We start from the raw sequence: 20,255 nt of genomic DNA on the forward strand, positions 1-20,255 counted from the left end.
GCTTTCACTGTACCGGCGTGTCCACGCCCGGGCGGGTGCAACGCACGGCGCGTAGGCTCGAGCCATGGCGGAACTCCACGATCTCACCGCGCTCGAGCAATGGCAGGCTTTGCAGTCCGGAGAGATCTCTCCGGGTGGACTCGTCGACCACTACCTCGCCCGCATCGCCGAGCTCGATCCCGGGCTGGGCGCCTTCGTCACGGTGACTCCGGATGCCGCCCGCGCCCGCGCGGCGACCGTCGAGACCTCGGTTCCGCGCACCGCACCGCTGTGGGGTCTGCCTTTCGGCGACAAGGACCTCACCATGCGTGCGGGCGTTCCGGCGGGCTTCGGCTCGCGGCTCTTTTCGGGCTTCGTGCCAGAGTCGTCCGACGAGCTCGTCGAGACGCTCGATGCGGCCGGAGGAGTAAGTCTGGGTCAGACGAACGCGCCGGAGTTCGGGCTCTCCTCGTACACCGAGAGTCTCGTGGCCGCGCCCGCGCGCAATCCGTGGAATCCGGAGCTCGGCGCCGGCGGGTCGAGCGGGGGTGCGGCGGTCGCGGTCGCGGCGGGGATGCTGCCGTTCGCGCCCGGCTCGGATGGTGGGGGATCCATACGTATTCCCGCCGCGGCATGCGGTCTCGTCGGCCTGAAGCCGTCGCGTGGGCGTGTGCCGTCCGGCAGCGGGATCGACAAGCTTGCCGGTCTCGTCGTCCCTGGGCCTCTGGCCAGGACCGTTGCTGATGCCGCGCTCCTGCTCGACGGCATGGTGCTGCCGCATGGTGCGCCGGCCGGCCACCGTTTCGCGCTCCGCGCGCCGGGCGGCGACGGGCCGTTCCTCGCCTCGGCGGTGCGCGGCGAGGGCCGATACCAGCTCGGGGTCATGACGAGTTCGGCATGGGACGACGCCTACGACATCGATCTCGCTCCCGAGGCGCTCGCGGCGCTGGAGCGCGCCGTCGGCGAGTTCGCGGGGCTCGGCCACGGTATCGAGCAGACCGCGCTCGAACCCGACGACAGCTACGCACCGGCGTTCCGCACTGTCTGGCAGGCGGGAGCGGCGAGCATCCCCGCTGAGGGCGGCGAACAGGAAGACATGCTCGAGCCGCTCACGCGGTGGCTTATGCGCCGCGGACGGGAGCTCTCCGCGCGAGCGCTCTCCGAGGCGCTCGCGACACTCGCCGTGTTCGAACGCTCGCTCATCCGGCAGCTCTCCCGCTTCGACGCCGTGCTCACACCGGCCCTCGCTCTGACTCCGCGGCCGATCGGCTGGTATGACGCCGAGGATGGCGAGCGCAACTTCGCCCAGCAGGTGCGATACACGCCGTTCACCTCGATGGTCAATGTGAGCGGACTGCCGGCGATCGTGCTTCCCGTGGATGAAACAGAGGAGAGGCTGCCGATGGGTGTGCAGCTGATCGGGCGACCGGGAGGCGAGGCCGCGCTCCTCGCCCTCGGCGCGCAACTCGAGCGACGGCTGCACTGGGAGCGTCGCCGCCCTCCGGTACGGTGACGCTCCGGCGTCCGGTCCTGCGGTCGCGGAAGGCGGGGCGCCATCGTGTTCGCGATCGCGGCTGACGGAAAGGCGGCGAGGTTTTTGAACCTAAGGACTGGCTGACTTAGGTAAGGCTTGCCTATAGTGTAACCATGCTCGGTCTCGACCTCACGCTCTCCTACAACGGCATCCCTGTCGTGCACGGTGCCGATGTCGCCCTCGCACCCGGTCGGATCACAGCCCTGGTGGGGCCGAACGGCAGCGGAAAGTCGACGTTGCTGCGGGCGCTCGCTCGTCTGCACACGCCCGATGCCGGCCGAATCGTTCTGGCATCGCCCTTCGAGCCGGACACTGCGGCCGTCGACGATCCCGAGCGCGGCGTCGACGCCCTCGCGCTGAGCAATCGCGAGTTCGCGAGACGGGTCACCTTGCTCACTCAGAACCGCCCGACGCCCTCAGGACTCACCGTGCGGGAGGTCGTCGAGTTCGGACGTCACCCGCACAGGGGGCGCTGGACAGGGGGAGACGCCGAGGGGCCGGCCATCGTGCGGCACGCCATGGCGATCACAGGCGTCGAGTCCCTCGCCGAGCGCCCCGTCGACCGGCTTTCGGGAGGGCAGTTGCAGCGGGTCTGGCTCGCGAGCTGCCTGGCCCAGGACACCGGCGTGCTTCTTCTCGACGAGCCGACGACCTACCTCGACCTGCGCTACCAGGTCGAACTGCTCGACCTCGTGCGCGACCTCGCCGAGCTGCACGGGGTCACGATCGGCCTCGTGCTGCACGATCTCGATCAGGCGGCGGCCATCGCCGACCGGATGATCCTTCTCGAGGCCGGTCGAGTGCGCGCCGTCGGCACTCCGCGCGAGGTGCTCATGAGCGACGTGCTGAGCTCGAGCTATGGCATTCGCGTCGACGTCGACGTCGACGAACGGACCGGCATCGTCCGCACACGCGCGGTCGGACGCCACAACAGCAGAGCTTTCGCACCGGCTTTCGTCTAGCCGGACCGGACTCCTCCACCGACCACACCACCGGAGCGGTGCATTCGCCCGCCCGCCATGGAAGGAAACATATGAGAACGCACAACATCGCCCTGTCCATCGCCGCAGCTGGAGTCGCACTGCTGCTCGGCGGATGCGGAACGATCGGGAACGTCGGGTCCGCCGCCGGTGAGACGGCGATCACGATCGTCGACGACCGCGGCGAGACGATCTCGCTCGCGGCGCCCGCCGAGAAGGTCGTCGCACTCGAGTGGAACACCGCCGAGAACCTCGTTGCGCTCGGCGTCATGCCGGTCGGCGTCGCCGACGTCGACGGATACGGGACCTGGGTCAAGGCGGAGCGTCTCGACGACTCCGTGACGGACGTCGGAAAACGCGGTGAGCCGAGCATCGACTCGATCGCCGGTCTCGCCCCCGATCTCGTCGTCACGACCACCGACCTCCCCCAGAGCGCCATCGCTCAGATCGAGGTGTTCGCCCCGGTCCTCGTCGTGCGCGGCGCCGACGCCTCCAACGCCATCGGCCAGATGGAGAAGAACCTCAACGCCATTGCGACCGCGACGGGCACCGAGACCAAGGCCGTCGCCCTGCTCGACCGATTCGGCGCGAAGATCACCGAGGGCAAGGCAGCGATCGACGCAGCCGGTCTCGCGGGCAGAGCGTTCTTCATCAGCGATGCCTGGGTCAGCAACGGCCAGGTCTCCATTCGCCCCTACGCCCGGGGCTCGCTGCTCTCCGACATCACAGAGCGGCTCGGCCTGAAGAACGCCTGGACGGGAGAGGGCGACAAGGACTACGGCCTCGGGTCGACCGATGTCGAAGGGCTCACCGTCCTCGGTGACGTCGACTTTCTCTATGTGGCGACCGAGGGTATGGACCCCTATCGGAACGAGCTCGCCGGCAACGCCGTCTGGACCTCGCTTCCCGCAGTCCAGGCCGGCAAAGTGCACCGTCTCGCCGACGGCATCTGGATGTTCGGCGGCCCGTCGTCGATGAACGGCTACATCGACGCGGTCGTCGCCGCCCTCTCCGCGTAACGGCATCCGCCCCATGTGTGCGACCACGACCGTGTCCGCGGCCGGAGCTGCCCCGGCTGCGGCCACGGAATCCGTGGACCGCCGAGGCCTGCTCCTCGTCACGGTGATCGTCGGCGTGGTGCTCGCGTCCGTGCTGGCCGCCGTCCATCTGACCCAAGGATCCTCCTCCGTCGGACCCGTGGAACTGTGGCGCGTTCTCACGGGCGACGGCGGCGACCAGGCGGCATCGGTGCTCGTCGCCTCGCGCATCCCGCGCCTGCTCGCGGGTCTGCTCGTCGGAGTCGCGCTGGGCACAGCCGGCGCGGTCATGCAGACCGTCGCGCGCAACGTGCTCGCCTCGCCAGACACTCTCGCGGTCAACGCGGGAGCCTATCTGGCCGTCGTCGCGTTCGCCGCCTTCGGAATAGCCCTGCCCGTGCTCACGGGCGGCGCGGTCGCTTTCCTGGGTGGACTTGCGGCCGCCGTACTCGTGCTCGGCCTCGCCTCCGGCGGCGGAGAGGGCACTGTGCGTCTGGTTCTGGCCGGTTCGGCGATAGCCCTCGCGCTCGCGGCTCTCACCACGATGCTCTTGCTGCTCTTCGCCGAAGAGACGACGGGACTCTTCGCCTGGGGTGCGGGAACCATCGGCCAGACGAGCATGGACGGGGTGAGCCAGCTCGGTCCCGTGGTGCTGCTCGTCGTGCTCGCCCTCCTGTTGTTCGCTCGTAGGCTCGACCTTCTCATGCTCGGCGACGACGCGGCGGCCGTGCTCGGCGTGCGGGTGCCTCGCATCCGGTGGGCGGCGATCGTGCTCGCCGTGCTGCTCTCGGCCGCCGCCGTCACCGTCGCGGGGCCGATCGGGTTCGTCGGGCTCGCCGCGCCGGCGATCGTGCGGCTCGCGGCGACCCGCGTCCCTGGCCTGCAGCGCCACCGCGCGCTCATCCCCGCCGCGGCGCTCATGGGCGTGATCGTCGTGCTCGGCTCGGATGTTGCACTGCGTCTCGTTTTCGGTGGCGCTGCGGGGGTCGAGGTTCCGACCGGCGTCGTCACGACGATCTTCGGAGCCGTCTTCCTCGTCGTCCTCGCCAGAAGGCTCTCGGACGCCGGTTCGACCGCTCAAGCCGACAGCTTCGCACTGACCACGGCATCGGACGAACGGCTGCGTCGTCGCCTCGTCGTCCTCGCCGTGATGGTGCTGCTCGTCGTCGCCTTCTGCTCCCTGTTGCTCGGCGATGCGAAACTGTTCGCAGGTGACGTTCTCAACTGGATCACCGGCCAGGTCGGACCCGTCACGAACTTCGTGATGAACACCAGGGTTCCCCGGGTGCTCGCGGCGATTCTCGCTGGGGCTGCGCTCGCCATCGCCGGCTCCGTTGTGCAGGCCGTCTCCCGGAACCCCCTCGCCGAGCCCGGCCTGCTCGGGGTGACGGGCGGCGCGGGCGTCGGCGCGGTACTCGTCATCACGATCGCGCCCCTCGCGAGCTTCTGGGCGGTCACCGCCGGAGGGCTGCTGGGCGCCGTCGCGGCATCCGTCATCGTATTCGGTCTCGCCGCCCAAGGTGGACTCGACCGGAGCAGGCTCATCCTGATCGGCCTCGGCGTGTCCGCCGCCGCGGGGGCGGCCGTGAGCATGCTCATCATCGCGACCGACCCTTACAACGGCGCGAAGGCGCTCACCTGGCTATCGGGATCCACGTATGGTCGCACGCTCCCGCAGCTGCTGCCCGTGCTCGTCGCGGTCGTCGTCGCTGCGCCGATCCTCGCGGGCGCGCGGCGCGAGCTCGACCTGCTCGCACAGGACGACGACACCCCGCGCATCCTCGGCGTACCGCTCGGACGTGCCCGTCTCGGACTCCTGAGCGTGTGCGTGGCTCTCACGGCGACGGCGGTCGCGGCCGTCGGCGTGATCGGCTTCGTCGGCCTCGTCGCGCCGCACGCGGCCCGCGCGCTCGTCGGCGGCCGGCACGCGCTCGTCCTGCCGATGTCCGCGATCCTGGGCGGCTTGCTCGTCTGCGTCGCCGACACGCTCGGCCGCACCGTCATCGCGCCCGGTCAGCTTCCCGCAGGCCTGCTCACCGCGGTTGTCGGCGCACCGTACTTCGTCTGGCTGCTCTGGCGTTCGCGTCGTGTCGGCTGACCCGATCATCCACGATCCGTCCAGGGAGGACATCATGTCGAAACAGGGCTACCGCGGCTTTCGAGTGCGGGTGCGCACCGTCGACCGGCTTTCGCCGCATTTCACCCGGGTGACCTTCACCGCAGACGATCTGGCCGACTTCGGCTGTTTCGGCGCAGATCAGCGCATCAAGGTCGTGCTTCCGATCGATGGGCGCGGGGTCGACGCCTTTCCCGACCACGCCGATTGGTATCAGGCGTGGCGCGGCCTGCCGGAGGGGGAGCGCAACCCCATCCGCACCTACACGATCCGCGACGCGCGACCCGCTCAGCGCGAGGTCGACGTGGACTTCGTCGCGCACGGTGACAGCGGGCCTGCCTCGCGCTGGATCGCGACCGCCGCCGCGGGGGATGAGCTCGTGATCATCGGCCCGGATGCCACGAGCGAGGCGCCTGCGGAAGGCTATGAGTGGAAGCCGGGGCGGGCGGAGACCCTTTTGCTCGTCGGTGACGAGACGGCGGCACCGGCGATCTGCTCGATTCTCGAGGGGTTGCCGGCCGACGCACGCGGGTGCGCATTCATCGAGGTCCCGACCGCGGCGGATGCTCTCGCCGTATCGGCCCCCGTCGGAGTCGATGTGCGGTGGCTGCCGCGTGATGCCATGGCGTTCGACGCGGCCGCGGCGGCGATCGGGGGTGCGGGGTATGGTTCTGCCCTCGTTCCCGCCGTGCGTGGCTGGGCGGAGTCCTGGGTCGACGCCGTGCGTCCCGGTCCGGAGCCGGAGCCCGCCGATCTCGGCGTCGACCTGCTCTGGGAGGTGCCGGAGGGGTCCGCGGACGGCGATCTGTACGCCTGGCTGGCCGGTGAGGCCTCCGCCATCACGACACTGCGTCGACATCTCGTGTGCGATCTCGGCATCGACCGGAAGCGGGTCGCATTCATGGGCTATTGGAAGCTCGGTCGCGCGGAGAACTGATGGTCAGCGGCGCCGCGGCAGGTAGCCGCCCTTCTCGAGACCCGCCTCGATCTCGAAGCGGTTGTTCAGCGGGTTCCGTCCTGCGAGGAAGTACAACACGGGGAACACCATGCCGTAGCGCTGCCACTGCCGCTTGTGCACGACCTCGTGCTCGAGCACCTCCTCGCTCACGTTCTGGTCGGTGAGGTAGCACCCGCCGACGCAGGAGCCGCCCCGTGCGAATGCCCATCCCGGTAGGCCGCGGAAGACGATGAGCCCGCCGCGTCGCTCCACCCGTCCTGTGCTCCAGACGAACCCCCAGATGATCCCGACGAGGGTCGCGTAGAGATAGCCGAGGCGACTGATCGGGGAGTCGAAGAGGATGCGGCGCACTCTCTCAGCGTAGCTTCACCTGTGACGGGGCCACCTGTACCTGACCCATGCCACCCGCCCCATCACCCCATCTCACCCCATCGCCCTCAGCGAGCGGGTGCCCTCCATTCCGCGAAGAATGAGGCTGGATTCTTCGAATCCCGCTGAGCCGCACACCATCGACCGTCCTGGAGCGTCCGTGCCGAACACAACCGCCCCTCAGACCGCCCTCACAGCCTCCACTCCACCGTTCACCGTGCGACCGGCCCGCGCCGACGAGTTCGGCGTCATAGTGACCGTCATCGAGAACGCTTTTCGCGCAGGCCCATACGGGCACCTGTCGGTGAGTGCCGAGCGACGTGCCTTCGAATGTGACGCGGCAGGGCGTGCGGAATCCGGAACCCTGCTCGTCGCCGTCGACGACGCCGATCGGGTGACGGGCACAGTGAGCCTGTTGCGGGCCGGAACCCGCTACGCCCGACTCGCCCGCCCGGGAGAGGCCGAGGTGCGGTTGCTGGCCGTCGACCCTGCCACGCGTGGCAACGCCGTTGGCGACGCACTCGTACGGGTGTCGTTGGAGTGCGCTCTGGAGTGGGGTGAGCTGGCCGTGGTGCTCGACACCGGCTCCGAGAACCCGGCGCAGCGAGCCTGCACGCGACTCGGCTTCGAGAGGCTTCCCGAGCGGGATCCGGCGGTCGTGGTCGGCGGCGTGCAACTCCTCGTCTTCAGCTATCGGCTCCAGCAGCGCGACGACGTCGTCGTGCGCCTCATGCGGCCGGAGGAGACGGATGCGGTGTCGTTGCTCTCCGAGCGCGCTTACAGTCACGACTACGAGCTCTCGGACCCCTACCGGGCGTCGATCATGGCCGTCGAAGATCGTGCGCTCGAGCACCAGGTATGGGTGGCAGAGGATGCTGCTTCTGGTGATCTGCTCGGAACGGTCTCGACTCCGCACGCGGGCGAGGCGATCTCGGATCTCGCTCGACCCGGCGAACTGGACTTCCGCCTCCTCGCCGTCGACCCTGCTGTGCGGCGGCACGGAATCGGCGAGCTGCTCACCCGGCATGTGCTCGGTCTCGCTCGCATCCGCGGTCTCGGGAGCGTCGTGATGAACAGCGGACCGGAGATGACGAGTGCCCACCGCCTCTACGAGACGCTCGGCTTCGAACGGATGCCCGACCGTGAGCCCGTGCTCGAGCTCGGCGGTCACACGGTCAAGCTCTTGAGCTTTCGACGACCCACGTCCTGAACCGGCAGTAGCCGCCCTCATCCGCTGTCGATGGCGGCAGCTGCTGCCGGTTCATGGGGTGCCGAGCGGCTAGCGGATGGTCTTGCGCGCGGTGATCTGGCCGGTGTCGAAACCGAGCAGGTGCAGGCCTCCGTTGAAGCGGGCGTGCTCGATCTTGACGCAGCGGTCCATGACGACCGTCAGGCCCCGGGACTCGCCGTATTCGGCGGCATCCTGGTTCCAGATCCCGAGCTGGACCCAGATCGTCTTCGCGCCGATCGCGACGATGTCGTCGATGACACTCGGGATGTCGCTCCCACGCCGGAACACGTCGACGATGTCGGGCACCTCTGGCAGGCTGGCCAGGTCGGGATAGGCCTTCTCGCCGAGGATCGTATCGGCGTTCGGGTTCACGAAGTACACCCGGTAGTCGCTCGACTGCTGCAGGTAGGTGCCGACGAAGTAGCTCGACCGCGCCGGGTTGGGCGAGGCGCCGACGATCGCGATCGACGTCGCCTCTCGCAGGATTCGCAGCCGTTGCTTGGCATCGGGGCCTACCCAGGTGCGCTGCGAGCGCAACAGCCTGGCGAGTGGCGAGTCGGCCGGCAACTCGCAGCTCAGTCCGTTGGCGAGCTGCACGGTCTCGTCGCTCGTCACGATCGTGGCATCGACGCTCATCGGGAACCTCCTGTCGCGGCATCCAGAGCCTGGTCGAGATCGTAGACGATGTCGTCGACGTCTTCGATGCCGACGCTGATGCGCACCGAGCCGGGACGCACGCCCGCGTCGAGCAGCTGCTGCTCGGTGAGCTGGGCGTGGGTCGTCGACGCCGGGTGGATCACGAGGGTCTTCGCATCACCGATGTTGGCGAGGTGGCTTGCGAGGTTGAGCGACTCGATGAACGTCTGACCGGCGGCGCGGCCGTCTTTCAGTTCGAAGGTGAACACCGATCCCGGACCCTTCGGCAGGTACTTCCGCCCGCGCTCGAAGTGCGGATGGCCGGGCAGGCCGGCCCAGTGCACTGCCGAGATCCGCGGATCGGCTTCGAGCCATTCCGCGACGGTGCTGGCGTTGTCGACGTGGGCCTGGATGCGGTACGGCAGCGTCTCGACGCCCTGGGCGAGCAGGAAAGCGCTGTGCGGGGCGAGCGTCGGACCGATGTCACGCAATTGCTCGGCGCGGAGCCGCGTCAGAAACGCGTACTCACCGAAGTTGCCCGACCATTCCAGCCCGCCATAGCTCGGAACGGGCTCGCCGAAGAGCGGGAACCTCTCGCTGTGCCAGTGGAACCGGCCGCTCTCGACGACGACGCCGCCCAGGGTCGTGCCGTGTCCGCCGAGGAACTTCGTCGCCGAGTGGATGACGACATCGGCACCCCACTCGATCGGGCGGTTGAGATAGGGGGTCGCGATCGTCGAGTCGACGATGAGGGGGATGCCGCCACCGTGCGCGACCTCCGCGAGTCCCTCGATGTCGGCGATCTCCCCGGAGGGGTTCGCGATCGTCTCCACGAAGAGGAGCTTGGTTCTGTCGGTGATCACTGCCGCGTAGTCGGCCGGGTCTGAGCTGTGCACGAAGGTCGTCTCGACACCGAAGCGGCGGAGCGTCACATCCAGTTGGGTGATGGACCCACCGTAGAGGTTCGCGCTCGCCACGATGTGATCACCGGCGCCGACGAGACTCGCGAAGGTGATGTATTGGGCGCTCAGGCCGCTCGCGGTCGCGACGGCGCCGAGGCCTCCCTCGAGGCTCGCGACGCGTTCCTCGAAACTCGCGACCGTCGGATTGGCGAGGCGGGAGTAGATGTTGCCGTACTTCTGCAAGGCGAAGCGGGCGGCGGCATCCGCGGTGTCGTCGAAGACGAACGCGCTCGTCTGGTAGATCGGCAGCGCTCGTGCTCCCGTCACCGGGTCGGGGATGTTGCCCGCGTGGATGGCGCGGGTCTTGAAGCCGTATTCGCGATCTGCCATGGGCTCACGCTAACCCGTGCGCTGGCGTGCCTCTCGCGAACGCGTAACGCGACGAAACGCGTCCGTCGGTTTCGGCGGCACGTGAACTCATGGCACGGCGCCGTCCAGGCTCGCTCATATCGTGATGAACGACAGGAGGATGCTCGGCGAGGTCGACCGATCGTTCCCGTCGCCTTAGGCTCAGGTCCATGGACATGGCGCCGCGTACGGCAGTGCTGAGACTGCTCACCGACCCTACGCGGGCGCGCATGCTGTCTTTGATCCTCGGCAGTCAGAACGCACGTGCCACCGTGACCCGTCTCGCGGAGATGTTGGAGCTGACGCAGCCGACGGTCTCGCATCACGTGAAGGTCCTCCTCGACGAGGGGGTGCTACGCCGCGATCCCGAGGGGCGGCAAGCGTGGTACTCCATCGCCCCTGAACATCTCGACCAGGTGTCCGAGTTGCTGCAGACGCCGGTGCCGCAGGTGGAGAGAGCCGTTCTCGAGCGCATCGGACGTGATCTCGCGCACCGTTTCACCGGGGTGTTCAGCCCGGAGACGGTCGAGCGATACGTCGAAGAGAGCTACGAGCTGCTGGCCGGGCAGGCGCGGATCACTCGGTATCTGCCGTCGTTGACGGCCCGTTTCACCGGCGAGCGGCTCACCGCCCTGGCCAGGGCGCAGCACACGCCGGGCGGCGCTCCCGAGGTGTTGTTCGTGTGCGTGCAGAACGCGGGCCGGTCCCAGATGGCCGCCGCGATCCTGCGGCATCTCGCTGGCGATCGCGTGCACGTCCGTAGCGCAGGCTCCCAGCCTGCGGCCGCGGTGCGCTCGGTCATCGTCTCCGTTCTCGACGAGATCGGCGTGCCGATCGGCGGAGAGTTTCCGAAGCCTCTGACCGACGAGGTGGTGCGTGCGGCCGACGTCGTGATCACGATGGGATGCGGCGACGCCTGCCCGGTCTACCCCGGGCGCCGTTACCTCGACTGGGAGCTCGAAGATCCGGTGGGTCTGCCTGTGCCGCGCGTGCGCGAGATCCGCGACGAGATCGAGATCCGCGTCCGCGAGCTCCTCAATGTCCTCGGTGTCCTCGCCGGAGGGTCCGCGGTGGACGATGCGTGAGTGTCTCGCGGATTCCCTCATCAAAACATAGACAATGATCTATGCTTTGAGAAACGACTGGAAGCGAGGACTCCCATGACCGGCAGACCCACCGTCCTGTTCGTCTGCGTGCACAACGCGGGCCGGTCCCAGATGGCCGCCGGCTACCTCCGCGCCCTCACGGGCGACCGCGTCGATGTGCTCTCCGCCGGTTCCGAACCGAAGGACCGGATCAATCCGCTCGCGGTGCAGGCGATGGCCGAAGAGGGCATCGACATCGCGAACACCGTGCCGAAGGTGCTCACCACCGAGGCCGTGCGCGACGCCGACGTCGTGATCACGATGGGTTGCGGCGATGCCTGCCCGATCTTCCCGGGCAAGCGCTACGAGGACTGGGAGTTCGACGATCCGGCCGGTCTCGAGCTGGACGGCGTTCGCCGCGTTCGCGACGGCATCCGCGCCCGCATCGAGGACCTCATCGCCGAGATCCTCCCGTCGGCCCCTGCGGGTTGACGGACGTCGTGCAGCCGAGTTCTGAGGCTGTGAGCCTCGCCCGTCGGGGCCGGCGAAATCGAAGGTGTGCGTGGCGTCGATGCGCGTCCGGCTCAGCCGGCCGACGATCCTGCGCGACGTGCCGCCGTTCTGGCCACTGGCCTGGCCATTGACCTGGCCACTGACCTGGCCACTGACCTGGCCACTGACCTGGCCACCGATCTCGCCACCGATGCGAGCGAGTCCGTTCGCTACGGTGGACGGATGATCCTCGAGCATGCCCTGCTGCCCGTCGTTCCCGGCCGGGAGGAGGCATTCGAATCCGCCTTCGTCGAGGCTCTCGCGATCATCGCGTCGATGCCGGGCTTTCTCGGTCTCACGCTCTCGCGGTCGCTCGAGACTCCCGGCACTTATCTGCTGCTCGTCAGCTGGGAGAGTATCGAGGCGCACGATCCCGGCTTTCGGGGATCGGCGGAGTATGGTCGCTGGCGCGAGCTGCTGCACGGCTTCTACGAGCCGTTTCCCGCCGTGGAGCACTTCGTCCGGGTCGCGGAGGCCGGTGCCACACCGTTCAGTGATCGGTGAGAACGTGCATTTTTTTCAAGATCGACGAGATCGACCATGGCGGCGTATGCGGGACCCACCTGGGCAATCTATGCGGTGACCACGTGATGGTTGTCGGAGTGTCTGCGGTCGTCTAAGCCGCATCAACCTCCAGCGATGCGTTACGCCTCCAGGCACCGCCTACGCGGTCCGGGTCGGGGTCGGCGCGGCGCCCACCTGTACGGCGCGGCTCGGCGGCTCAGCTCAGAACAACTGCCGCCAACGCCAGGGCCGCGATGAGCGCCCAGGACAGCAATCCCACGAGCAGCGCCCGCCAGCCGGTGCGCATGAGCTCGCTCAGCCGTACCGCCGAGCCGAGGCCGAACAGCGCCATGGCGAGCAGCGCCGTCTGCACTGCGTCCGCGACCTCGATGGCGGCGTCCGGAACAGGCAGCAGGGTGCGCACGAGGATCATGGCCAGAAAGCCGAGCACGAACAGGGGCACGATGGGCGGGCGCTCGCCGTCGTCGTCGTTCGCGACGGCTGCGATGTGGCGGCGCCGTTCGATGGAGGCGACGATAGCGACCATTGGTGCGAGCATCACGATGCGCGTGAGCTTCACGACGATCGCCACCGCGAGCGCGGCCGGGCCGGCGATCTGCGCGGTCGCGATCACCTGACCGACATCGTGCACGCTCGCTCCCACCCAATGCCCGAACTGCTCGTTCGTGAGGCCGAGCGGATGCCACAGCAGCGGCAGCACAGCGATCGCGAGCGTTCCGCACAGGGTGACGAGCGCGACCGGTGTCGCCGTCTCCTCGTCCTTCGCCCTGACGACGCCGCTCATAGCGCCGATCGCCGAGGCTCCGCAGATTGAGAACCCCGTCGCGACGAGCAAGGGCTGATGGCCGGGCAGGCCGAGAGTGCGGCCGAGGCCGATCGTGCCGACGAAGGCGAGCAGCACGACTCCGACGATGAGCAGGACGGACGGCCAGCCGAGACCGGCGATGTCCGTGAGACTGAGTTTGAGGCCGAGCAGCACGACACCGAGCCGCATGAAGCCCTTCGAGGCGACCGAGATCCCCGGCGCGAGGCTGCCGCCGAGGGCGGGACGGGCGATGGGGAGCTGCCCGACGACGATGCCCAGCGCGATCGCCGCCGTGAGCAGCGGGATGACGGGGATCAGCGTGTGGATGCCCCAGGAGGTGAGGGCTGCGGCCCCGGCGAGGAGCACACCGGGAAGCCAAGGCATCCCACGAGCCTAGCGTTCGGCGAGGCGCCATGGCCTCGCGGGGTCAGTGCGTGCGGAAGCGAGCCGTCATCGGGCAGTCGAACGGATCGCGCGCAGAGAGGCCGACCTTGTTGAGGTAGGCGATCACGATGCCGTAGCTCTGCACGAGACCGGTCTCCGTATAGGCGATCGAGTGTGTCTGGCAGTACTCGAGCACGATCTCGCGCGCCTTGCGCAGGTGGGGGCGCGGCATGTTCGGGAACAGGTGGTGCTCGATCTGGTAGTTGAGGCCTCCCATGAAGGTGAGCATGACCCAGCCGCCGCGGATGTTGCGCGAGGTGAGCACCTGACGCCGCAGAAAGTCGACCTTGCTGTCGTGGGGCAGCTGCGGCATTCCCTTGTGGTTCGGGGCGAAGGAGGCTCCCATGTAGAGGCCGAACACGGCGAGCTGCACGCCGATGAAGGCGAAGGCCATGCCGAGCGGAAGGAAGTAGAAGACCACGGCGAGATAGGCGACGAGGCGTGTGCAGATCATAGCGATCTCGAGCCAGCGATTGTCGACCTTGCCGCGCCCCATCACGGTGCGCAGCCCCTGCACATGCAGATTGAGGCCCTCGAGCAGCAGCATCGGAAAGAAGAACCAGCCCTGCTTGCGCGTGACGAGGGCATGGAGTCGTGAGACCTTCGCCGCCTCCTCGGGCTGGAAGACGATGAAGTCGGTGTCGATATCCGGGTCTTTGCCGATGACGTTCGGGTTGGCGTGGTGGCGGGAGTGCTTCGTCATCCACCACGAATAGCTGATCCCGACGACGGCGTTGGCGAGCACCCTCCCGGCCCGGTCGTTGGCCCTGCCCGATTCGAACACCTGACGGTGGGACGCCTCGTGCGCGAGGAACGCGAACTGGGTGAGCAGGATGCCGAGGGCACCGGCGATGAGCAGTTGGTACCACGTGTCGCCGAGCAACACGAAACCCGTCACCGCGCCGCCGAGGGCGACCACGAGGATCGAGAAGACCACCCAGTAGAAGACCCTGGCGCGGCGCAGCAGGCCGAGATTGCGCACCGTGTGCATCAGGGCCGAGTACTCCGTCGTCGGGTTCTTGGTGTCGCCGCCCGGTTTGGTTCGGATGATGCGCACAGAGGGTGCGGTGGAGACTTCAGACATCACACGGCCTTCGAATAGAGGCGACTTCCCAGCCGAGGAGAGAGCAAGTGCCCGGAGATCGCCGGAGATCGAAATATCGTCAGAGATCGGATGGCACCAGTCTAAGGGGCAGAGGCTGAGAAACAGCCGCGTCTTCGAGGGTGATCCATGCCGTTTCGGGCATACGCTCACGATTTCGGAATGCGAGGCGAAGGGGACTCAGCGCCAGCCTGGCAGCCAGATGTGCAGCTGCCAGAACCAGAACGGCACCTGCTGGGCGGTCCAGATCGGGTAGAAGAACGCGCTCACGGCGAGCACGCAGCCCAGGTAGACGCCGACGACCCCGATTCCTCGCTGGCGACGCCACCATGGGTCCTCCCGCGTGCCGAGGATCAGCCCGATCACGAAAGTCAGGCCGAGCAGGAGGTAGGGCTCGAAGGCGATCGTGTAGAACTGGAAGACGGTTCGGTTCAGGTACATGAGCCAGGGCAGGTATCCGGCGGCGAGACCCATAAGGATGAGCCCGATCCGCCACTCGCGGTAGCGGGCGAGCCGGTAGACCAGATAGAGCGCGGCCACCATGGCCGCCCACCAGACGAGCGGGTTGCCGACCGAGTTGATCGCCTCGGCGCAGGTGTCGACGAGGCATCCGTTCTGGCCGAAGGATGATCCTTCGTAGTACATGCTCGTCGGCCGGATCATGAGCAGCCAGGTGAGCGGGTTCGCTTGGTAGGGATGCGGCGTCGAGAGGTTGACGTGGTAGTTGTAAGCGGCCACCTGGAAGTGCCAGAAACTCTGCAGCGCGTGCGGAACCCACGCGAGCGGACCCGTCCAGGCGGCATCCGTCTGGTCGGCCCAGCCCCGGTAGAAGCCGCCGCTCGTCACGAACCAGCCGGTCCATGTGACCAGATAGCTTCCGAGTGCGATCGGCACGAGGAGCAGGAAGGCCACCGGGCCCTGCTTGAGCGCTGCGGCGCTCAGCCAGAACGGCACCCCCGCGCGGCGGCGGGCCAGAGCGTCGACAACCACGAGGTACACGCCGAAGGCCGCGAGAAAATAGAGCCCGGACCACTTGACCGATGCCGTGAGCCCGAAGGCAAGGCCTGCGGCGAGCAGCCACGGACGCCACCACAGTGTGGGACCCCAGCTCGGCTCCATCCCGCGGGATCGTCGTTCAGCGAGCCGGGTGGCGAGCCGTCTCTCATGCCAGGAGCGATCGAGGAGCACGGCGCCGAAACCGAGCAGGGCGAAGAACATGACCGAGACGTCGAGCAGTGCCACCCGCGACATGACGATCGCATGGCCGTCGACGGCGAAGAGCAACCCGGCGACGACGGCGAGGAGGGTCGAGGCGAAGAGCCGGCGCGCGATGACGGTGAGCAGGAACACCGCGAGCACCCCGACGACGACGGTGCCGATGCGCCAGCCGAAGCTGCTGTCGGCTCCGAACACCGCGAGCCCGGCGGCGATGATCCACTTGCCGAGTGGAGGATGCACCACGAAGGAGCCCTCGGTGGTGAAGATGTCGGTGTTGCCGGCGTTGAACTCGGGATCGGCATCCGCCGGCCACGTGGACTCGTAGCCGTTGTTGAGCAGGGTGTAAGCGTCTTTGACATAAAAGGTCTCGTCGAACACGAGAGCATGCGGATGGGCGAGGTTCCACAGCCGCAGCACGGCGGCAAGCACGGTGACCGCGATGGGACCACCCCAGTACCAGAGGCGCCGGCGGCCCGGCGATGACAGCACCCGCCCCCACCAATCGTCGAGCGGGCTGCCGCTCGGTTCGCTCGCCACTGGCGGCCCCGAGGCGGCTGCCACGGCGGGGCCGACATCGGATGCGGGCGACTCGGGCGCATCCTGCTGGACCGGTCCGGTGCTCATTCGCCCATGCTAAGCCAGACTGGGAACATGATCATTCTTGCGGCGACTCCCATCGGCAACCTCAAGGATGCGTCGGCCCGTCTCGTCGAGGCGCTCGCCTCGGCAGAAGTGATCGCCGCTGAGGACACCCGGGTCACCCAGCGGCTGCTCGCCGCACTCGGTGTCGAGAATCGGCCGCGACTCATCGCCTTGCACGACCACAACGAACGCGTGAAAGCGGCCGAGCTGGTCGAGCTCGCGCGCGACGCCGACATCCTCGTGCTGAGCGACGCGGGCATGCCGACGGTCTCCGATCCCGGTTTCCACCTCGTGGACGTCGCCGCACGTGCCGGGGTCGCGGTCACCGCCCTCCCCGGACCGAGCGCCGTGCTCACCGCGCTCGCCGTCTCCGGTCTCCCGACCGACCGATTCACCTTCGAGGGCTTTCTGCCCCGCAAGGCAGGGGAGCGGCTCTCCGCCCTCCGCGGCCTCGCGGACGAGCGCCGCACCATGGTCTTCTTCGAGTCGCCGAACCGTCTTGCCGCGTCACTCGCCGATCTGGCCGTCGCGCTGGGCGCGGACCGGCGAGTCGTCGTCTGCCGAGAACTCACGAAATTCTATGAAGAGGTCAGACGAGGCACCGCCGTCGAGCTTGCGGCCTGGGCTGCCGGCGGTGTCAAGGGCGAGATCTGCGTCGTCGTCGCCGGAGCCGAGAAACGGATCATCGATCTCGCGAACGGTGTGGAGGAAGTGCTCGCCCTCGTCGCAGCGGGGGAGCGGCTCAAGGATGCCGCTGCCACCGTCTCGGAGGCGACCGGGCTCGGCAAGCGCGAGCTCTATCAGGCGGCTCTCGCCGCCCGCTGAACCGGTGTCGAGGGTTCGCACGGCTCCGGATGGAACATCTGAAGGCTCCCGGTTGTTGCCATAAGGACAACGCGAGCGTTGGAGGTGAGCGCATGCCGCACGCAGTGAAGTTCTCCCGATACGGCGGTCCCGAGGTTCTCGAGGTCGTTGAGATCGCGATCCCGAGGCCGGCCGATGGCGAGGTACTCGTCGAGGTCGTCGCGGCTGGGATCAATCCTGCAGAGTCGGCGATTCGCGAGGGCAGACTCTCAGAGAGGTGGGTCTCGCGATTTCCCCAGGGGCAGGGCAGCGACTTCGCGGGCTTCGTCTCTGCGCTGGGCCGCGGTGTCACGTCATTCGAGGTGAACGACGCCGTGATCGGACACACCTCGCGAGGTTCGCACGCCAGTCACCTGGTCGTGCCCGCCACGAATCTCACTCCCAAGCCGCGGCGCCTCCCCTGGGAGGTCGCCGGCAGCCTGTTCGTGGTGGGCACCACTGCCTGGGCCGCTGTCAACGCCGTTGGCGTGAAGGCGGGCGATGTCGTCGTCGTCTCGGCCGCGGCCGGGGGCGTTGGCTGCATCGCAGCACAGCTGGCGCGTCTGCGCGGTGCGACGGTCATCGGCACGGCGAGTCCCGAGAACTTCGACTTCTTGCGGCAGCTCGGGGTGATTCCCGTCGCCCACGGCCCCGGAGTCGTCGAGCGCATCCGCGCGGTGACCCCGCACGGCGTCGACGCGTATCTCGACACGCACGGCGGTGACAACATCCACACCGCGGTCGAGCTCGGGGTGTCTCGGTATCGGATCAATACGATCATCGACTGGGAGGCGATCGACGAGTACGGCCTCAACACGATGGCCGACGCGGATTCGGAGGCCACCGAGGTGCTGGCCAAGGTCGCCCATCTCGTCGCCCAGCACAAGCTCGTCGTACCCGTCTCCGACATCTTCCCGCTCGAACGCGTGCGCGAGGCGTTCGTCGAACTCGACCGTGGCCATACCCGCGGCAAGATCGTGCTCGGCATGCAGCCCGTGAACTACCGGCACCAGCGCGTGCAGGCCGTCGACGTCAAGGAGGCGGCGGTGACGGTCGGGGTCTCGACGGAGCATCCGCACATGGACGTCTACGAGAACCTGCCGCCCGTCATCGGCCACCTACCGCATCAGGCGCATCCGCACCCATCGGACACGCGGCGTTCCGAGCCAGCAGACGACCCCCTTGATCGGCCGCAGGATCGGGATCGCGTCGGGCTTCCGCTCGGCTGACGAACGATGGGCGGGCCGGGGAGGAGAAGCCGGAATCAGCCCGAGGTAACACAGCAGGGGCGGCCTCGTGCGCCGAATAGGATGGTCAGCATGTCCGACGGCTCTTCGTTCTATATAACAACGCCGATTTTCTACGTCAACGACGTGCCGCACATCGGTCATGCCTACACGGAGGTCGCCGCGGACGTGCTCGCACGCTGGCACCGTCAGCGTGGCGACGACACGTGGTTCCTCACGGGAACCGACGAGCACGGCCAGAAGATCCTGCGCACCGCGACCGCCAACAGTGTGACCCCTCAGGAGTGGGCCGACAAACTCGTCGAGGAGGCCTGGAAGCCGCTGCTCGAGACGATCGACCTCTCGAACGACGATTTCATCCGCACGACGGAGCCGCGTCACGAGGAGAACGTGCAGAAGTTCCTGCAGCGCCTCTACGACGCCGGGTTCATCTACACGGGTGAGTACGAAGGCTACTATTGCGTCGGCTGCGAGGAGTACAAGCAGCCGAGTGAACTCCTCGACGGCGAGGGGGAGTACGTCGGCCTGAAGGTCTGCGCGATCCATTCGAAGCCCGTCGAACTGCTCAACGAGAAGAACTACTTCTTCAAGATGAGCGCCTTCGCCGAACGGTTGCTCGCTCTCTACGAGGAGCGCCCCGACTTCGTCCAGCCCGAGAGCGCCCGCAACGAGGCGGTGTCGTTCGTTCGCCAGGGTCTCGCCGACCTCTCCATCTCGCGCTCCAGTTTCGACTGGGGCGTCAAGGTGCCGTGGGACGACAGCCACGTCGTCTACGTCTGGTTCGACGCTCTGCTCAACTACATCACCGCGGCCGGTTACGGTCAGGACGACGAGGTCTTCTCGGATCGCTGGCCCGCGACCCACATCATCGGAAAGGACATCCTCCGGTTCCACGCCGTCATCTGGCCGGCCATGCTGATGGCGGCCGGCCTCGACGTTCCGCATCGCGTGTTCGGGCACGGCTGGTTGCTCGTCGGCGGCGAGAAGATGAGCAAGTCGAAGCTCACCGGGATCGCGCCGACGCAGATCACCGACACCTTCGGCTCGGATGCGTTCCGCTACTACTTCATGCGCGCCATCAGCTTCGGTCAGGATGGCTCGTTCTCCTGGGAAGACCTCTCGGCGCGTTACACCGCCGAGCTCGCCAACGGCTTCGGCAATCTCGCTTCGCGCGTCATCGCCATGGTCGCGCGCTACTGCGATGGGGTCATCCCGGTGCCGGGGGAGTTCGGCGAGTCCGACGAGACCATCCGGGCGATCGAGCGCACGGTGACGGACACCGCCTCTATCGCCATCGACCGGCTCGCGATCCACGAGGCCATCACCGCCGTCTGGGAGCTCGTCGACTCGCTCAACGGGTACATCACCGAGCAGGAACCGTGGGTGCTCGCGAAGGACCCCGACAAGCGTGCGCGCCTCGAGACGGTGCTGTTCACGGCTGTTCGCGGCCTCGGCACCCTCGCGGTGCTGCTCTCGCCCGTGCTGCCCAAGGCCACCGAGAGGCTGTGGACGGCGCTCGGCGGCGTCGGCACGGTTCAGAGCCAGCGCATCGACCGCGCCTGGGAATGGTCGGGCGAGTCATCGGTCGCACCGCTCGAGGCGCTGTTCCCCCGTATCGAATCGACGAGTGAGTAGGACGGGC

At 67.9% G+C, this 20,255-nt stretch carries 18 protein-coding genes; 12 read left to right on the plus strand and 6 right to left on the minus strand.

The window, feature by feature from the left end:
- The first annotated feature begins 64 nt into the window (after positions 1-64).
- The 5 genes from ACFQB0_RS01965 to ACFQB0_RS01985 all read left to right on the plus strand — a co-directional run bounded on the left by ACFQB0_RS01965 (position 65) and on the right by ACFQB0_RS01985 (position 6,583).
- A complete protein-coding gene (locus ACFQB0_RS01965; protein WP_386726909.1) occupies positions 65-1,492 on the plus strand; it encodes an amidase in 1,428 nt (475 codons plus the stop codon).
- A gap of 134 nt (positions 1,493-1,626) precedes the next feature.
- Entirely contained in the window at positions 1,627-2,475 is an 849-nt protein-coding gene (locus ACFQB0_RS01970; RefSeq protein ID WP_386726911.1) for an ABC transporter ATP-binding protein, read from the plus strand.
- 71 nt (positions 2,476-2,546) lie between these two features.
- Positions 2,547-3,512 (plus strand): ABC transporter substrate-binding protein, encoded by a 966-nt coding sequence (locus ACFQB0_RS01975; protein WP_386726914.1) that lies wholly within the window; start codon positions 2,547-2,549, stop codon positions 3,510-3,512.
- A 13-nt stretch (positions 3,513-3,525) separates the two neighbouring features.
- Positions 3,526-5,628 (plus strand): iron ABC transporter permease, encoded by a 2,103-nt coding sequence (locus ACFQB0_RS01980; RefSeq protein ID WP_386726916.1) that lies wholly within the window; start codon positions 3,526-3,528, stop codon positions 5,626-5,628.
- 34 nt (positions 5,629-5,662) lie between these two features.
- Positions 5,663-6,583, plus strand: coding sequence for a siderophore-interacting protein (locus ACFQB0_RS01985; RefSeq protein WP_386726918.1), 921 nt, complete (start codon positions 5,663-5,665; stop codon positions 6,581-6,583).
- A gap of 3 nt (positions 6,584-6,586) precedes the next feature.
- Here ACFQB0_RS01985 and ACFQB0_RS01990 read toward each other — a convergent pair whose 3' ends face one another.
- Complete coding sequence (locus tag ACFQB0_RS01990) at positions 6,587-6,955, minus strand: Fe-S oxidoreductase (protein ID WP_386726921.1); 369 nt, start codon at positions 6,953-6,955, stop codon at positions 6,587-6,589.
- A gap of 178 nt (positions 6,956-7,133) precedes the next feature.
- Between ACFQB0_RS01990 and ACFQB0_RS01995 the strand changes: the two genes are divergently transcribed.
- Positions 7,134-8,183 (plus strand): GNAT family N-acetyltransferase, encoded by a 1,050-nt coding sequence (locus ACFQB0_RS01995; RefSeq protein WP_386726924.1) that lies wholly within the window; start codon positions 7,134-7,136, stop codon positions 8,181-8,183.
- A 69-nt stretch (positions 8,184-8,252) separates the two neighbouring features.
- Here the strand turns inward: ACFQB0_RS01995 and ACFQB0_RS02000 are convergent, their stop codons facing one another.
- Complete coding sequence (locus tag ACFQB0_RS02000; protein ID WP_386726927.1) at positions 8,253-8,840, minus strand: CoA-binding protein; 588 nt, start codon at positions 8,838-8,840, stop codon at positions 8,253-8,255.
- A complete protein-coding gene (locus tag ACFQB0_RS02005) occupies positions 8,837-10,132 on the minus strand; it encodes an O-acetylhomoserine aminocarboxypropyltransferase/cysteine synthase family protein (protein WP_386726930.1) in 1,296 nt (431 codons plus the stop codon). Before ACFQB0_RS02005 ends, ACFQB0_RS02000 begins: the two co-directional genes overlap by 4 nt.
- 188 nt (positions 10,133-10,320) lie before the next feature.
- Between ACFQB0_RS02005 and ACFQB0_RS02010 the strand changes: the two genes are divergently transcribed.
- From ACFQB0_RS02010 to ACFQB0_RS02020, 3 genes are all read left to right on the plus strand, one after another.
- On the plus strand, positions 10,321-11,235 hold the full coding sequence (locus tag ACFQB0_RS02010) for a metalloregulator ArsR/SmtB family transcription factor (protein WP_386726933.1): 915 nt from the start codon (positions 10,321-10,323) through the stop codon (positions 11,233-11,235).
- 75 nt (positions 11,236-11,310) lie between these two features.
- On the plus strand, positions 11,311-11,727 hold the full coding sequence (locus ACFQB0_RS02015; protein WP_386726936.1) for an arsenate reductase ArsC: 417 nt from the start codon (positions 11,311-11,313) through the stop codon (positions 11,725-11,727).
- Between the two features lie 66 nt (positions 11,728-11,793).
- Positions 11,794-12,291: an antibiotic biosynthesis monooxygenase family protein gene (locus ACFQB0_RS02020; protein WP_386726940.1), complete on the plus strand. Its 498-nt coding sequence runs from the start codon at positions 11,794-11,796 to the stop codon at positions 12,289-12,291.
- Between the two features lie 217 nt (positions 12,292-12,508).
- On the opposite strand, the gene ACFQB0_RS02025 is transcribed toward ACFQB0_RS02020, so the two are convergent.
- The 3 genes from ACFQB0_RS02025 to ACFQB0_RS02035 form a co-directional block, all read right to left on the minus strand.
- Positions 12,509-13,501 (minus strand): YeiH family protein, encoded by a 993-nt coding sequence (locus ACFQB0_RS02025; protein WP_386726943.1) that lies wholly within the window; start codon positions 13,499-13,501, stop codon positions 12,509-12,511.
- 43 nt (positions 13,502-13,544) lie between these two features.
- Positions 13,545-14,645, minus strand: coding sequence for a fatty acid desaturase family protein (locus tag ACFQB0_RS02030; protein ID WP_386726946.1), 1,101 nt, complete (start codon positions 14,643-14,645; stop codon positions 13,545-13,547).
- A gap of 198 nt (positions 14,646-14,843) precedes the next feature.
- Positions 14,844-16,505 carry a dolichyl-phosphate-mannose--protein mannosyltransferase gene (locus ACFQB0_RS02035; protein ID WP_386726948.1) on the minus strand — a complete coding sequence of 554 codons (1,662 nt, stop codon included), beginning with the start codon at positions 16,503-16,505 and terminating at the stop codon, positions 14,844-14,846.
- A gap of 27 nt (positions 16,506-16,532) precedes the next feature.
- On the opposite strand from ACFQB0_RS02035, the gene rsmI reads away from it, so the two are divergent.
- The 3 genes from rsmI to metG all read left to right on the plus strand — a co-directional run bounded on the left by rsmI (position 16,533) and on the right by metG (position 20,248).
- Positions 16,533-17,348, plus strand: a complete 816-nt coding sequence (gene rsmI, locus ACFQB0_RS02040) for a 16S rRNA (cytidine(1402)-2'-O)-methyltransferase (RefSeq protein ID WP_386726951.1) — start codon at positions 16,533-16,535, stop codon at positions 17,346-17,348.
- Positions 17,349-17,440: 92 nt separating this feature from the next.
- Positions 17,441-18,595: an NADP-dependent oxidoreductase gene (locus ACFQB0_RS02045; protein ID WP_386726954.1), complete on the plus strand. Its 1,155-nt coding sequence runs from the start codon at positions 17,441-17,443 to the stop codon at positions 18,593-18,595.
- Positions 18,596-18,685: 90 nt separating this feature from the next.
- Positions 18,686-20,248, plus strand: a complete 1,563-nt coding sequence (metG, locus tag ACFQB0_RS02050) for a methionine--tRNA ligase (protein WP_386726957.1) — start codon at positions 18,686-18,688, stop codon at positions 20,246-20,248.
- Positions 20,249-20,255: the final 7 nt, after the last annotated feature.

Source organism: Luethyella okanaganae, from assembly GCF_042660285.1.
Classification (GTDB): domain Bacteria; phylum Actinomycetota; class Actinomycetes; order Actinomycetales; family Microbacteriaceae; genus Luethyella; species Luethyella okanaganae.

Coding starts and splice junctions, on each gene's coding strand:
- ACFQB0_RS01965 (WP_386726909.1), top strand. CDS start 65: ATGGCGGAACTCCACGATCTCACCGCGCTCGAGCAATGGCAGGCTTTG.
- ACFQB0_RS01970 (WP_386726911.1), top strand. CDS start 1,627: ATGCTCGGTCTCGACCTCACGCTCTCCTACAACGGCATCCCTGTCGTG.
- ACFQB0_RS01975 (WP_386726914.1), top strand. CDS start 2,547: ATGAGAACGCACAACATCGCCCTGTCCATCGCCGCAGCTGGAGTCGCA.
- ACFQB0_RS01980 (WP_386726916.1), top strand. CDS start 3,526: ATGTGTGCGACCACGACCGTGTCCGCGGCCGGAGCTGCCCCGGCTGCG.
- ACFQB0_RS01985 (WP_386726918.1), top strand. CDS start 5,663: ATGTCGAAACAGGGCTACCGCGGCTTTCGAGTGCGGGTGCGCACCGTC.
- ACFQB0_RS02000 (WP_386726927.1), bottom strand. CDS start 8,840: ATGAGCGTCGATGCCACGATCGTGACGAGCGACGAGACCGTGCAGCTC.
- ACFQB0_RS02005 (WP_386726930.1), bottom strand. CDS start 10,132: ATGGCAGATCGCGAATACGGCTTCAAGACCCGCGCCATCCACGCGGGC.
- ACFQB0_RS02010 (WP_386726933.1), top strand. CDS start 10,321: ATGGACATGGCGCCGCGTACGGCAGTGCTGAGACTGCTCACCGACCCT.
- ACFQB0_RS02015 (WP_386726936.1), top strand. CDS start 11,311: ATGACCGGCAGACCCACCGTCCTGTTCGTCTGCGTGCACAACGCGGGC.
- ACFQB0_RS02025 (WP_386726943.1), bottom strand. CDS start 13,501: ATGCCTTGGCTTCCCGGTGTGCTCCTCGCCGGGGCCGCAGCCCTCACC.
- ACFQB0_RS02030 (WP_386726946.1), bottom strand. CDS start 14,645: ATGTCTGAAGTCTCCACCGCACCCTCTGTGCGCATCATCCGAACCAAA.
- ACFQB0_RS02035 (WP_386726948.1), bottom strand. CDS start 16,505: ATGAGCACCGGACCGGTCCAGCAGGATGCGCCCGAGTCGCCCGCATCC.
- rsmI (WP_386726951.1), top strand. CDS start 16,533: ATGATCATTCTTGCGGCGACTCCCATCGGCAACCTCAAGGATGCGTCG.
- ACFQB0_RS02045 (WP_386726954.1), top strand. CDS start 17,441: ATGCCGCACGCAGTGAAGTTCTCCCGATACGGCGGTCCCGAGGTTCTC.
- metG (WP_386726957.1), top strand. CDS start 18,686: ATGTCCGACGGCTCTTCGTTCTATATAACAACGCCGATTTTCTACGTC.